Source organism: Finegoldia sp. P2-F-LR, assembly GCF_052932265.1.
Genome location: NZ_JBRFJF010000005.1, coordinates 26,231 through 40,076, shown reverse-complemented (window position 1 = coordinate 40,076; position 13,846 = coordinate 26,231). Strand labels below are relative to the sequence as shown.

The 13,846-nt window shown below is 30.1% G+C and carries 14 protein-coding genes; all 14 read right to left on the bottom strand.

The window, feature by feature from the left end:
- Nucleotides 1-35 precede the first annotated feature (35 nt).
- Entirely contained in the window at nt 36-767 is a 732-nt protein-coding gene (locus ACU68W_RS04190) for an aminotransferase class IV (RefSeq protein WP_102163980.1), read from the bottom strand.
- Nucleotides 764-2,092, bottom strand: coding sequence for an anthranilate synthase component I family protein (locus ACU68W_RS04185; RefSeq protein ID WP_094223600.1), 1,329 nt, complete (start codon nt 2,090-2,092; stop codon nt 764-766). Before ACU68W_RS04185 ends, ACU68W_RS04190 begins: the two co-directional genes overlap by 4 nt.
- Nucleotides 2,079-2,672: an anthranilate synthase component II gene (locus ACU68W_RS04180; RefSeq protein WP_446756159.1), complete on the bottom strand. Its 594-nt coding sequence runs from the start codon at nt 2,670-2,672 to the stop codon at nt 2,079-2,081. Before ACU68W_RS04180 ends, ACU68W_RS04185 begins: the two co-directional genes overlap by 14 nt.
- 87 nt (nt 2,673-2,759) lie before the next feature.
- Entirely contained in the window at nt 2,760-3,965 is a 1,206-nt protein-coding gene (locus ACU68W_RS04175; RefSeq protein ID WP_094223602.1) for an ABC transporter permease, read from the bottom strand.
- Nucleotides 3,955-4,638: an ABC transporter ATP-binding protein gene (locus tag ACU68W_RS04170; protein WP_094205934.1), complete on the bottom strand. Its 684-nt coding sequence runs from the start codon at nt 4,636-4,638 to the stop codon at nt 3,955-3,957. Before ACU68W_RS04170 ends, ACU68W_RS04175 begins: the two co-directional genes overlap by 11 nt.
- A 2-nt stretch (nt 4,639-4,640) precedes the next feature.
- Entirely contained in the window at nt 4,641-5,777 is a 1,137-nt protein-coding gene (locus ACU68W_RS04165) for an efflux RND transporter periplasmic adaptor subunit (protein ID WP_094205935.1), read from the bottom strand.
- Between the two features lie 47 nt (nt 5,778-5,824).
- A complete protein-coding gene (gene pepD, locus ACU68W_RS04160; RefSeq protein ID WP_094223603.1) occupies nt 5,825-7,222 on the bottom strand; it encodes a beta-Ala-His dipeptidase in 1,398 nt (465 codons plus the stop codon).
- Complete coding sequence (locus tag ACU68W_RS04155) at nt 7,222-7,668, bottom strand: GatB/YqeY domain-containing protein (protein ID WP_094223604.1); 447 nt, start codon at nt 7,666-7,668, stop codon at nt 7,222-7,224. The genes pepD and ACU68W_RS04155 overlap by 1 nt, the downstream gene beginning before the upstream one ends.
- Nucleotides 7,669-7,678: 10 nt before the next feature.
- Nucleotides 7,679-8,308 (bottom strand): phosphatase PAP2 family protein, encoded by a 630-nt coding sequence (locus ACU68W_RS04150; RefSeq protein ID WP_094223605.1) that lies wholly within the window; start codon nt 8,306-8,308, stop codon nt 7,679-7,681.
- A 100-nt stretch (nt 8,309-8,408) separates the two neighbouring features.
- On the bottom strand, nt 8,409-9,044 hold the full coding sequence (locus ACU68W_RS04145; RefSeq protein WP_094223606.1) for a phosphatase PAP2 family protein: 636 nt from the start codon (nt 9,042-9,044) through the stop codon (nt 8,409-8,411).
- Nucleotides 9,041-10,066, bottom strand: coding sequence for a molybdopterin-binding protein (locus tag ACU68W_RS04140; protein WP_094223607.1), 1,026 nt, complete (start codon nt 10,064-10,066; stop codon nt 9,041-9,043). The genes ACU68W_RS04145 and ACU68W_RS04140 overlap by 4 nt, the downstream gene beginning before the upstream one ends.
- A gap of 90 nt (nt 10,067-10,156) precedes the next feature.
- Nucleotides 10,157-12,112 (bottom strand): ABC transporter permease, encoded by a 1,956-nt coding sequence (locus tag ACU68W_RS04135; RefSeq protein WP_094223608.1) that lies wholly within the window; start codon nt 12,110-12,112, stop codon nt 10,157-10,159.
- A complete protein-coding gene (locus ACU68W_RS04130; protein ID WP_094223609.1) occupies nt 12,102-12,866 on the bottom strand; it encodes an ABC transporter ATP-binding protein in 765 nt (254 codons plus the stop codon). The genes ACU68W_RS04135 and ACU68W_RS04130 overlap by 11 nt, the downstream gene beginning before the upstream one ends.
- A gap of 92 nt (nt 12,867-12,958) precedes the next feature.
- A complete protein-coding gene (locus ACU68W_RS04125; RefSeq protein ID WP_242428002.1) occupies nt 12,959-13,846 on the bottom strand; it encodes a sensor histidine kinase in 888 nt (295 codons plus the stop codon).

Below are 13,846 nucleotides of genomic sequence, written 5' to 3'. Positions count from 1 at the left end.
CCGATTTCAAAAATACGTCATTTTAAAATTGTAAATTAATTTTCTTTCATAAGTTTTTCCGATAATTCGCAAAACAGATTGTTTTTCGAAAACATTATCTCATTAATTTGTTTAACAAATCTCATTTCCATTAAAGAATTCGTGACAAAACAACAATCCATAACTCGTATATCGTTTAACTTAATTGACTTTACAATGATATTATAACCATTTGTCTCTAAAAATTCTATAAGTTTTTTGCGAAAAATTCCTGGCAACATACCATCAGTTACAGGTGGCGTGATGATTGTGTTTTCCTGAATAAAAAACAAATTTGTGTACGTTCCTTCTGTTACATTTCCGTCTTGATTTAGAAAAACCCCCTCATCAAACCCTTCTTTCAATAACTCTTTGTGCAAATAATCATTCAGTAAGTAATTATTGGTTTTGTGATAAACAAGAGGATTGTTTTTGTCTCTTAACTGATTGAGAACTTTTAATTTCAATCCTTGTGTGTACTTTAAATCGGAATAATCTGTGTTTCTAGTGTTAATATATAAATCATAATCGCCATTGTTATCCAATACCATTATCCTCAAACAATCTGCATTCAAATCAATATTTTGTATTTTTTCGTAGATGTTGTCTCTTAAATCATCCGTATTTATTCCCAGAAAATTCATTGAATTTTCAAGTCTTTCAATATGATCTTCCCAATAAATTGGCTTAGAATCTTTAACTTTTATCGTTTCAAAAAGTCCTTTACCGTATTTTATTCCATCGTTCATATCAAAGCCTCATACACTTTTTTTGATTTTTGAATTGTTTCATCATATTCGCTATTCATTTCAGAATCCCAAGTTATAGCACCACCACCTGAAAAATAACAGCGATCTTTTATTTTTAAAATCGTTCTGATTAAAATATTTAAATCGCAATTTTGATTAAATGAAATGTAGCCAATAGATCCTGTATAAATATTTCTGTTGTATTTTTCAACCTTATCAATAGCTTCAATTGATGCAAGTTTTGGAGCACCCGTGATTGATCCTCCTGGAAAAATATTTTTGATTAAGCTAAACACATCTTCATCTTCTCTCAATTTACCAACAATTGTAGCTACTAAATGATGAACATTTTCATAACTTTCCAACGTATAATTGCTAATAGCTTTTATAGTTTCAGCATCACAACTCATTCCCAAATCATTTCTCATCAAGTCCACTATCATCAATAATTCTGAAATATCTTTGTCGCTATTTAGTAATTCTTTTTTCAATTTTTCATCTTCATCTTTATCATCAGATCTTCTAATGGTTCCCTTAATAGGTCTAGCTTGAACAAATCCGTTTTGACAATCAAAAAACCTCTCTGGAGATGAAGATAAAACACAGTATTCCCCAAAGTCCATATAAGCCATAAAATCTGCCTTGTTAACTTCGCGAAGTTTCTTATAAATATCGAACTTATCTTTAGTCGTATCTACAATGAATTGCTGTGTTAAGTTAACTTCGTACACATCACCATTTTCAATCATAGTTTTTATGTCATCAAAGCTTTTCGCATATTCTTCTTTTGTTACAGTTTTTATAAGTTCAGATGTTTTATATTCCTTATCTACATAATCTGGTTTGACAAATGCTGCTTCAACATCTCTAATATCTGTATCATCCAAGTAATAAATCGTGTATTCTTGTGTATTATTGTCAAACTCTATTATTTTGAAGTAAATTCCAAAATAAGCATCGTATACTTCGGTGTTTTTTTCAGAATTTAAAACTACATTACAATTAGAACTTGTAAAATCATAAGATAAAAGTCCAACCGCTCCACCAATAAATTGATTATCATCTTCTTCAAAATAATCATCCATCAATATTTTGAGTTGATTAAGCGGATTATCACATACTTTTTTGTTCACAAAACCACTGATTTCAACGTTGTTATCCTTTGATTTTAAAACAATTTCCGGATCAAAACCGATATATGATTTGTTACCTTGATTGTAACTTCCCTTTGCACTATCTAATAAAAAAGGTAAACTCTTGTCTTTAATGTTATATAAAATATCTAGAACGGTTACATCTGATTTGATTTTTTTAGAATGAATCATTTCTTACCTCCTTTAAGAAGTTCTCAATCATTTTCAAGCCAAAATCAGTTCCCACGCTTTCAGGATGAAATTGAACAGTTTCTATCTTATTTTTCGAATCTCTAAATCCCATAATTATTCCATCAGAAGTCTTTGATGTTATAACCATATCTTCATACATTCCATTTTCAAATTTGCTATCATCAACGATTAACGAATGGTAACGCATAACCTTTACAGGATTTGGAATATCAGTAAATATTCCTTTGCCGTCATGTTTAATCTCTGTCATTTTCCCATGCATTGGACGTGGCCCTTTTATAATGTGAAGCCCCATTGAGTAAGCCAATGCTTGATGGCCCAAACAAATTCCAAGAATTGGATATTCCCCTTTTAATTTTTCAAATATTTCAAGAGAAATTTTGGATTCTTTTGGAGTTTTAGGCCCTGGAGAAATCACAATAATTTCCGGATTTAATTTTTTGATTTTTTCCAAATTTATCTCATCATTCTTTTTCACAATAACTTCTTCTTTCAAAATTCTCAAATAAGAAACAATGTTATAAGTGAATGAATCGTAATTATCTATCATTAATATCATTTAATCACCCACTAAAAATATATAGGATTTTATGCTAAAAATCAAATAAAAAATGAGCTTATTGATTAATAAACTCATTTTCTAATCTTAAATAATATCTATTACATTTTTGTTTGCCGCTGTATTTGCCGGAGAATAAGTGAACACAATTCCTATGCCCAAAGATATTCCTAAAGATATCAAAACCGGCATCAGTTCTAGTTTGATTGGAAATGGCAAGAATTTGGATGCAATAAATGCAGCTATCATTCCAATAATGTATCCAATTATTCCACCAATAACAGTTACAATAATCCCTTCTAACATAAATTGATACAAAATTTCTTTTTTCTTTGCTCCAATTGCTCTTCTAATTCCTATTTCTTTGATTCTTTCAGCTACTGAAATGTACATCATATTCATCATCCCAATTCCTGCAATTAGAAGAGAAATAGCAGCTATTAAAGATATAAATATAGTAACCGAACCTAACACATTACTAATACCTTCAATTTGTTGCGCAATATCAACGAAGTTATATGATCCTGCAGCTTTCATTGGACCATTTTTTTCAAGATATTCTTGGATTTCTTTTGCTTTGTCTTGAACTTTTGTACCATTTTTCAGAATAACATTAATCATCGATATTGAATTATTATTTTTAGGTTTACGAGATTCAACCGTACCTTTCGGCAGTTCTACATCATTTCCCATGACAAATAAATTTGTAGCAGCATTATTTTCCTTAATACCGACAATAACATAATTATCATTTTTTAAAATCACTGTTTTATTTATCGGATCTTCATTTTCAAATAAATCATCTGCTAATTTTTTTGATATTACAGCGACTTTTTGATTAGTATCTCCGTCTAATTTCGTAATAGCTCTACCATTTACAATTTTGCTTTCAGTTTTTTCGACAGGTTTTGCAAATCCACTTTCTAATTTTCCATCATTTTTTCGTATCGAAACATTTAAAAGATTATTTTGAAATTGTTCTGGATCGGATTCAACTTTTACGACATCTGTCATTTGCTGAATATCTCGAATATTTTTCTCTGTGAAGACGGATGTATTGCTTCCCACTGAATTTGTTGGATTTTCAGGCTGGAAATAAAACGCAACGCTAAGTTCCTTTCCTTCTCCACCCATTAAACTATCAACAACGTAATCTTGGAAACCTCTACCAATTGCGATAATAGTTATTACTGCTGCAATCCCTATAATAATTCCAAGCATAGTAAGTAAAGATCGCTTTTTATTTTTGATGATATCTTTGAAGGCAGTATTTAATAAAATATTAAACTTCATAACTATCCCTCTCTTTTAAAACACCATCTAACATAAAATATTTTCGGTTGCAATTATGTGTAATATTTTTATCGTGAGTAACCATTATTATCGTGATTTTGAGTTTTTGATTCAATTCATTAAAAAGCGCCATTATTTCCTTGCTTGTTTCTGAATCAAGCGCACCTGTTGGCTCATCTGCTATAATAAATTTCGGATTGTGAACAATGGCACGTGCTATAGCTGCTCTTTGTTGTTGTCCACCTGAAAGCTGTTTCGGTCTTTTGTCTGCTTGAGTTTTAATTCCTACCAAATCCAAAGCTTCCAATGCTTTTTCTCTTGCGTATTTATAGGATTTACCTTGATACAATAAAGGTAGTTCTACATTTTCAGCTATGGTGTAATTTTGGATAAGTTGAAATTGTTGGAAGATAAATCCCACGGATTTGTTGCGAAGATCGGACAATTTATTATCTGTAAATTTACCTACCTCAACATTTTCAAACTTATATAGTCCTGTAAATTTTTTATCCAAAAATCCAAGGATATTTATCAACGTAGACTTTCCAGAACCAGACTCACCCATTATTGCGACAAAATCACCACTATTAATGTTAAGGCTAACATCTTTTAGAACGTGAAGCTTGTTTTCTCCTGAATTGTAAAACTTATTGATTTTAATTAAATCTATCATAACTAATCTTCAACCTTTATTTCTTGATTATCTTTCAAATCTTTTACTTTAGAAATAATTTTGTCACCAGATTTCAATCCAGAAATCACAGTATAAGAATTAGTATTTTTTTCTAGTTGAACTTCTTTTTTCACAGCTTTTGAATCCTTGTATTCAAACACATAGTATTTAGAATCTTCTTCTTTTACCATGTCTTTTGCAAGTTCAATCTTATCTGATTTTTTTCTTACTTGAACGTTGAATCCAATGTGTATAGGTTTTTGTGTTTTTATTTTAAATACAAAATTTGAAGAATTACTTCCAGATTGTTCTGTCATGTTTTGCATTTGATTAGCTTCAAATGATCCAGCTTGACTTTCTGGAGTATTAGAAATCTCTACTACAGTTCCTTTTGTTTTTTCGTCCCCATTAATAGGAATTACTTCAACCTCATCATTTTCTTTTAATTTATTGTAGTCGTATTCAGAAATATTTCCTTCAATAATATTTTCATCGCTAGTAACTTCAACCAATGCTCCTTGACTCATCGGATTATCGATGTTTTTTTCATTAACTTTACAAACTCCAGATATAGTTGCATTAATTGTTTTTCTGGAACTTTCTTTTAAATCATTAAGTTGTTTCTTTTGCAACTCTACTTGGTCAAGTGCTTGTTTGTAAGCTCTATTTGATTGGTTAAGTGTCGGTTCCATTTGATCAATTTGCATTTCCAATTCTGGAGAAAAAGTTTCGTTATATTTTTCTACTAATTTATTGTAAGATTTGTATGCACTATTTCGATCCTCAAGTGCATAATTTGCTTGACTTTTTGCTTGTTCTAATTGCAATTGCATCTGATCAATTTGTTTTTCAACTTCCTTGTTCACAAAAGTAATCAGTGAATCTCCTTTTTTAACAGATTGACCAGTTTTTACATGAACTTTTTCAATCTCACCATAAGCTTGATTGTTATAAACTTGTTGTGCATCGCCAGTTTTTGATATTGCATTGAACACCAAATCACTTCCTGCAGATACCGTATACAAGCTATACTTGGTTTCGTTTTTCTGACTAGCTTTAACTAATTTAAAGACCAATCCTCCAACACAGGCTAAAACAATTATGGCTAAAATAATTGCAAACTTTTTATTATTTTTCATACGACCTCCTAATTGTATTTCTGTAATACTATTATAATACAGCGTAACTAATTAGTCAACATATTCAAAATTTCATTGTAGAATTTAATAAATCTCTCTAAAGATTCAATATCTAATCTTTCTTTTGTTGTGTGTACATCGTGCATTGTAGGTCCAATTGAAATGCAGTCAATTTTTTTATATTTTTCTGCAAACACTCCACATTCAAGTCCAGCGTGGATTACTTTAACATCTACTTCTTTGTCGTTTACTTTTGAGAAAGCTTTCTTTGCAACTTCCATCAACTCTGATTTTTCATTGAATTCCCAAGTAGGATAATAATTGTAATCGAAGGCAGTTGCATTGTGTTTGTTCGCTTTTGAAACTATATCTTCTCGTAGCGCTACTAATTTGTCATGATTTGAAGATCGCGTAGATAATATGATTTCGAATTTATCGTCCAAAGAATTTACAATCGCCAAGTTACAAGATGTTTCGACTGTTTCATCAAGTCCTTCAATGTAAGAAATCACACCAGAGTTTAATTCTCCAATTAAACCAGAGAAATTTTCTGTTGTATTTTTATCTAAGCATTTTTGGGGACTTACATCTTCAATTAAAAGCCTCAAATCCTTATCAAAATCTTCCAAATCAACCTTAGATATAAATTCTTCTGATTTTTTGTTAAGTGAGTCAATGGATTCATCTGTAGATAAGATTATTTCTGCATTTGTAGGAATAGCGTTGTCCTTTGATCCAGCTTTGAAATCACAGATATAATAATCATCTAATGATTCCAAGAATTTAAACACAACCTTGATTGCATTTTGGTGGTTCTTATCAATTTCCATTCCAGAGTGTCCACCTTTAAGTCCTTTTACAGAAATTTTGTAAAAATTGGACAAGCTTTCTGAACCGTAATTCTTGTTTATTTCAATATTGACATTTTCCCCACCACTGCTGCCTACAATCAATTCATTTTCATCTTCTGAATCTATGTTAATGAAATATTTTCCAGACAAATCAAAATCGAAATTCATCGCACCACTCATATCGACTTCTTCACTTGTAGTCACCACAGCCTCTATTTGAGGAAGTTTGTAATTGGATGTCAAAGTAGCCATGGCTATGGCAAGTCCAATTCCATTGTCTGCCCCAAGGCTTGTCTTGTCAGCAAACATGAAGCCATCTTTTTCCATGATTTTGATTCCATCGTTAAAATCATAATCTTCATCAGAAACACAAACCATATCCATGTGCGCTTGTAGAATTATTCCTGGTTTGTCTTCCAAACTTTTGTCTGATTCTCTTTTAATGTAGATATTGTTGAACTTATCCCTTTTGCACTCTAAACTGTTATTATTAGCAAAGTTTTCCAAATAATCCGAGATTTTTTCTTCATGCTTTGAGCATCTATTTATTTTAGAGAAATCTTTAAAATAATTTAATACAGTATTCTTATCCACTACGCACCTATAATCTCTTCAACTACTTTATTAACAGTCTTACCGTCAGTGAATTTTCCGTATTCTCCCATGACGTATTTCATTATTTGTCCTCTCGACTTATTTGATTTTTCAAGGGAGTTTTCTTCAATGAATTTTTCTATGATTTCTTTTAATTTATCTTCAGATAACTGTTCTGGAAGATATGATTTAATAATTTCTATTTTTTGTTTTGTTTCTTCAATCGCTTCAACTCTATCTTGTGGAGTTTGTTCCAATGTATCCATTGTTTGTTTCAATTCTTTTTTAACAAAAGCTAATTGTTCTTCGTCTGTCAAATCTCTTTTCTTTTCTTTTTGTTCCAATAAAATGTTGCTCATAATCAAAGAAATAACTCCGGATTTAACTTTATCCTTGTTCTTCATAGCTAACATTTTGTCTTTTCTTAATTTTTCAATTGTACTCATAATTTCACTCCTAACCAAAAATAAATGTAAAATAATAATTCATTTTGAACATATATATAGACCAATATGCACATATTAGCCCAATAAAACTACCTATTACGACATCCGTAAGCCAATGTACTCCCAAAATAATTCTGGAAATGGCAATCATAAACGCAAACACAATGGCAATCAACATCGTCACGAAGAAAAATTTATATCCATAACTTAGCACATAAGCAATCGTCAAATAAAAGCTCATACTAACACATGAATGTCCACTTGGAAAAGAATATCCCATATAATTGATACCGGTTGTAACTTTTGGTCTTTTTCTTCTAAATATAAATTTTAAAGTGTGAACCGCTATAACACTTAGCATAACGCTCATAATTATAGCTGATGCTGATACATAGTTATGCTGACTTACAGTGAAAAAAACTATTGGAATGCTTATAATCATAAGTGTTTCAACATTTCCAAACTTCGTAATTTTTGCCATCATCGCAATAAGGGAATTATGTCCCATTTTAGTAAAATGTTCCTTTAATCTTCTATCCAAATTTGTTTCGTTGTCTTTTAATACAACAAATCCAAGAAAAAAAGTAATCGATAACAGAACAATGCTACTTATTATTACAAACCAATCGTATTTATTCATTTTTAATCCTTCCTTTAATACTTCATATTAAATTTTATACCAACCAAGTTCAAATGTATAGTAGGAAACTTCCAATAAAAAATGAACCATAAAAATAAATTTATAGTTCATCAAGATTTTTATTTGATTTTATTATATATTTTTCTGCTACAAAAATCGTAGCTAGATAACACACATATCCCACTAACATTCCAAAAAACACATCTGTTGGCCAATGCACTCCCACAACCAACCTACTAAAAGCAATTACAAATGGAATTATTCTCAAATAAATGAATTTGTAATTTTTCAAACTGCATAACAAATAACTCAAAGTAAAATAAAAGCTTGTACTTACCAAACTATGACCGCTAACATAACTGTAACCACCTTGTTCTATTTTGAAAAAATCTAACGGCCTTACTCTCACAAAACTATATTTGTACACATTCATAACTACAAGGCCAATTAAACAAGACATTAATGTTATTGAAAAAAATGAATTCTTGCCAATACGTTTTGAATAATATAAGCTAATAGCTAATATCAAAAAATACGTGCTGAAATTTCCAAGTATTGTGAATGATTTGAAAATATAAAAAGTAAAATTATCTGTAAGATTTTGTGCAAAATTCATTATTTTCGGTTCGAATGAAAGACCCGATTGTTTTCTAATGAAAACCCCAAAAATCAACGAACCTACAAGAATTGCTGCCGATAAATATATTTTTTTCTCGTTTATTACTTTTCCAATCATAACCCTTTACCATACTCACAATTTGGGAAGTGACACTCTGAACATTGCATACAAAATCCACCATAACCCAAACTATTAATCATATCTTTTGTAACTTTAATATTTGCAAAAATATAAGGCAAAATAATGTCGAAAACTGTAGATTTGTTAAACATCACACAACCTGGAAGTCCCATAATTGCAGTGTCGTTTTTATAAGCCAACATAAACATCGCTCCTGGTAGTACAGGAGAACCGTAAGTTATCACTTCTGCCTTGGAATCTTTTATAGCTTTTGGTGTCATATCATCTGGATCGACGCTCATTCCACCTGAAACCAAAATTATATCAGATTTGTTTTCTAATGCTTTGTTGATTTCTCGTGTAATATTTTCACTATTATCGTCGACTATGACGTGATTTATTACTTCACAATTGTAATCCTTCATTTTTTGTTTTAACACAGGTCCAAATTGATCTTTGATTAGACCTTTGTACACTTCAGAACCAGTTGTAATGATTGAACATTTTTTTGTCTTATCAAATGGAATGATTTCCAAAATAGGAACTCCATTCATTATTTTCTTCGCTTCGTCCATTATTTTTTCTTTTGTGAAAAGTGGAATAATTCTCATTCCAGCAATTTTTTGTCCTTTTCTTACTGGTTGATTGCCAAGAACAGTTGCAATGGAAATGTCATCAATTGAATTTAACTTGAATAACCTATCTCTGTCGACTTTCAAAAATCCATCCACATCAGAAATTATTTCTATCTTGCCTTCTTTTATATCAGATGAATGCATATGTTCATTAATACAAATATCTTTCAAAATAATTGCACAATCATTCTCGTGTAAATCATCATCTTCCAATTCCATAACATAAATATGTTCCTTGCCCATACTTAATAGAACAGGAATATCTTCTTCTGTAATAACGTGACCTTTTTTAAAAGCTCTTTCTTTAACCACGTCCTTTACAATTCTAGTCATATCGTGCGGTAAAATATGACCTACCGCATCTTCAGTTCTAACTACTTTCATTTTAAAACCCCTCTTAATTGATATTCCTATTTTATCACGAAACCATTATTTTTTAAAACACACAACGAAAAAACTGGAGTTTCCCCCAGTTTATTCTTCTTCGCTTACCAAATTATAGTAGACGTTACTTGTTATTTTAAATATTACGAAATACACTACAATTATTATAGCTACTGATATCGCAAACGGAATAGCAAATTCAGATATATTTCTTATTCCAAAAACTCCACACAATTGATACAACATTTTTGATGCAACTGCAGAGTGAATTACTGCCACAAAAAGTGGCAAGAAGAACATCCAATATATTTGTTGAGATGATGTCTTTTTAATCATTTTGTTTGACAATCCGACTTTTTTCATCGTTTGAATGTTTTTTCTATCTTCAATTCCTTCTGACAAATGTTTGTAATATGCAATAATTGAAGTTCCTACTAATAAAACAAAGCTGATTATAAAGCCAATGTACAAGAACGCTCCAAACAAACTGTACACTCCTGTTTTAGTTTCTTGCCTAGATTTAAACTTTATAGAATCGTCTTTTGAAATAAAGTCTTCTTCATCTAGTTTTTTGTCTGAATCCAAAAAGTAAGTTACATTTACTTCTAAAGGCTTGTATCCTGCATCATTTTCCATTGGCATTTTGAAATCATTGCAAAATCTTACCAAATCCTTATCGTTTTTTACAACGACGTAGAACATATCCACTGCGATATTTCTTCCTTCAAGCTCATCTATTTTTTTGAATTTATAATCAACACTTCCCAATGTTATCTTATCTGATGTTAAATATTTCATGTAATTTGAATTTAATAAAATTTCTCCGTCTTTCAAAGAATAATTTTTGGAAAACTTATTGTTAAATGAATCCAACGTTTGAATCATAATATAGATAGGCTTGTCATTATTCCTTCCAATTCTTGTGAATTTATTACCTTCAAGGTTTGCAAACATCATTGTACTAACTTGATAATAATCATTTTTAGGATTTGTTTTTTCTGTGACTAAATTTTTTAATCTAGTTTTTTCTTTTTCGATATTTTTAGAAAAATCCTTATCTGGTATAATCGTTCCAGTCAATTTGTAATCTCTGTTTACAGTTGAATCGACAACTTTTTCTGCACTGTTGTAGATCGCCATTGTAGTCGACGATGATACTACAACTCCTGTGCATAAAATTGCAATACTAGCTAATCCGACTGCATTTGATTTCATTCTGTAAAGCATTCCAGAAACCGTAATAAAATTTTTCGATTTATAGAAGAAATTCTTGTTTTTCTTCATCAATTTTAGTACAAAAATTGTTATTGCAACAAATCCACAGTACGTTCCAAACAATACAAGTAAACTTGCCACGAAAAACATCAACAAGCTTTCCAAGCTTCCTTCGATTGTCAACGCAATGTAATAACCAATGGCAGTTAGAATTATTGCTAGAATGAAAAATACTACTTTGACTTTTGGTTCAGATTCCGATTTTTGTCCCTTTGCAAATAAATCCCTGGTTGTAGCTGATTTTATATTTAATATATCGAAGATAAATGTTAACACACTAATTACAAGATTAAATAGCAGTGATAATATAACTGCTTTGGTTGAAACTCCAAACTGCATTATGCTGAAATTTTCTTGCATCAATTTTCCAACGGCTAAGAACAATACTTTCCCCAATGTAATACCGAATACAATTGTTAATGTTGAAATAAGCACAAAAAATATCGACTTTTCTTTTAGCAAAATTCTATTTATGTGTTTGTTCTCCAATCCAAAAACACGATATAATCCGAATTCTTTGAATCTTCTTTTTATCAAAAACCTATTCGCATACATAATAATCGCAAATGTAAATATCGCAATAATAATCGATCCGAAAACTATTATCGCTCCAAATTGGTCTTTTTGCATAACGTATTTGTTATCTAATAGAGATATCATAATAAACAAAATCGCCACCATAATACTCGTTGACAAAATATATGGAATATTTACAATTTTGTTTGCTTTTAAGTTTTTGAGAGCAAATTTTGTAGATAATTTAGAATTCATTATCTACACCTCTATTATTTATCACAGATAATGACTCATTAATTCTTTGCATAAATTCATTGTTGTCGCTATTTCCCTTGTAAATCTCATGGAACACAACACCATCTTTTATGAATATTACCCTGTTAGAAAACGAAGCTGCCTTCACAGAGTGAGTTACCATTAATATAGTTTGTCCTAATTTATTAATTTTTGTGAATAAATCAAGTATCATATCTGATGATTTTGAATCCAATGCACCTGTTGGCTCATCAGCCAATATCAAATCTGGTTTTGTAATCAAAGCTCTTGCAATAGCAATTCTTTGTTTTTGTCCACCACTAACCTCATAAGGATATTTGCCCACAAAAGATTCAATTCCTAACAAACCTTGAATTTCAGATAATCTTTTCTCCATTTCTTTTGGCTTATAATCTGAAAGCACCATCGGCAAAAATATATTGTCTTTGTTTGAGAAAATATCCAATAAATTAAAATCTTGAAATACAAATCCCAGCTTTTCCCTTCTGAACTTTGCAACTTCCGATTCTTTTAAAGTGGATATATCCTTGCCATTTAACACAACCTTTCCATTAGTTTGCTTATCTAATGTTGATATTACATTAAGTAAAGTTGTTTTACCTGAGCCTGATTCTCCCATTATCGCTATAAATTCATTCTTTTCTACAGAAAAATTCACATCTTTTAATGCTACTGTTTCAACATTTTTCGTTTTGTATACTTTTCTTACGTTGTTTAATTCTAAAATATTCATAACACCCTCCATAACTATATGTTAAATGAATTTAGAAAAAGTAGCATTTATCTAAACTAACAAAAATCATTCAATCTTACAAAATTGTAAGATTAGTTATTCACAATAATATAAAATTTACTACCTTGACCTACAACAGAGTCGACTTTCAATCTAATATCTAGTTTATCTGCGATAGATTTCGCCAAATACAATCCCAAACCACTTGATTTTTGTTTCAATCTTCCATTAAATCCCGAATATCCTTTATCAAAAATTCTATTGATATCTTCTTCTGGAATCCCTATTCCCTTGTCTTCAATTAAAATCACTACTGAATTATCTTTTTTGAATGAATCTATGATAATTTGTGAATTTTCAGAATATTTAATCGCATTAGAGAGGATTTGTTCCAATAAAACACTTAACCATTTGCTATCTGTAATGCATTTTATGTCGTGTTTTCTAAAATCTAGGCTAATATGTGAGTTTATAAACAAAAGTGAGTATTTTTTGACCAAAATATTCAGTAAATTATCCACATCTACAACGCTTATATCCATGTCTTTTTCGTGCAAATTTAACTTCAAATAATTTATAGCCATATTCGTGTAATTGTCGATTGATTTAAGTTGCATCTTCATTTCTTTATTATCTTCTATCAGAATTTCCAAGCAAGTTATCGGTGTTTTAATTTGATGTACCCACATAGAAAAATATTCTTGGATATCTTTTTGCCAAGAAATATACTGATTTCTAATATTTTCAATTTGAATTTCCAAATCTACTATTTTCTCATCTTTTGACAATTCTTTTTGAAAATCTAAGTATTTAATCACCAAATAAATTAGAAATACTATAAAGCAGATTTCAAAACCTTGTAAAAATACTTTTAGGTCTACATTGTTCAAATAAACAACCATAAAATAAATAGCATTTATTGACACAAAAAACAAAATAGAATTGAGATTTTTCTTCAAAAAACACACTAATTTATCCAT

Excerpts from the sequence above, each read along its gene's own strand:
- ACU68W_RS04130 (WP_094223609.1), bottom strand. The coding sequence starts at position 12,866 with ATGAATATTTTAGAATTAAACAACGTAAGAAAAGTATACAAAACGAAA.
- ACU68W_RS04135 (WP_094223608.1), bottom strand. The coding sequence starts at position 12,112 with ATGAATTCTAAATTATCTACAAAATTTGCTCTCAAAAACTTAAAAGCA.
- ACU68W_RS04190 (WP_102163980.1), bottom strand. The coding sequence starts at position 767 with ATGAACGATGGAATAAAATACGGTAAAGGACTTTTTGAAACGATAAAA.
- ACU68W_RS04175 (WP_094223602.1), bottom strand. The coding sequence starts at position 3,965 with ATGAAGTTTAATATTTTATTAAATACTGCCTTCAAAGATATCATCAAA.
- ACU68W_RS04125 (WP_242428002.1), bottom strand. The coding sequence starts at position 13,846 with ATGGATAAATTAGTGTGTTTTTTGAAGAAAAATCTCAATTCTATTTTG.
- ACU68W_RS04180 (WP_446756159.1), bottom strand. The coding sequence starts at position 2,672 with ATGATATTAATGATAGATAATTACGATTCATTCACTTATAACATTGTT.
- ACU68W_RS04145 (WP_094223606.1), bottom strand. The coding sequence starts at position 9,044 with ATGATTGGAAAAGTAATAAACGAGAAAAAAATATATTTATCGGCAGCA.
- ACU68W_RS04185 (WP_094223600.1), bottom strand. The coding sequence starts at position 2,092 with ATGATTCATTCTAAAAAAATCAAATCAGATGTAACCGTTCTAGATATT.
- ACU68W_RS04165 (WP_094205935.1), bottom strand. The coding sequence starts at position 5,777 with ATGAAAAATAATAAAAAGTTTGCAATTATTTTAGCCATAATTGTTTTA.
- ACU68W_RS04170 (WP_094205934.1), bottom strand. The coding sequence starts at position 4,638 with ATGATAGATTTAATTAAAATCAATAAGTTTTACAATTCAGGAGAAAAC.
- ACU68W_RS04140 (WP_094223607.1), bottom strand. The coding sequence starts at position 10,066 with ATGAAAGTAGTTAGAACTGAAGATGCGGTAGGTCATATTTTACCGCAC.
- ACU68W_RS04150 (WP_094223605.1), bottom strand. The coding sequence starts at position 8,308 with ATGAATAAATACGATTGGTTTGTAATAATAAGTAGCATTGTTCTGTTA.
- ACU68W_RS04155 (WP_094223604.1), bottom strand. The coding sequence starts at position 7,668 with ATGAGTACAATTGAAAAATTAAGAAAAGACAAAATGTTAGCTATGAAG.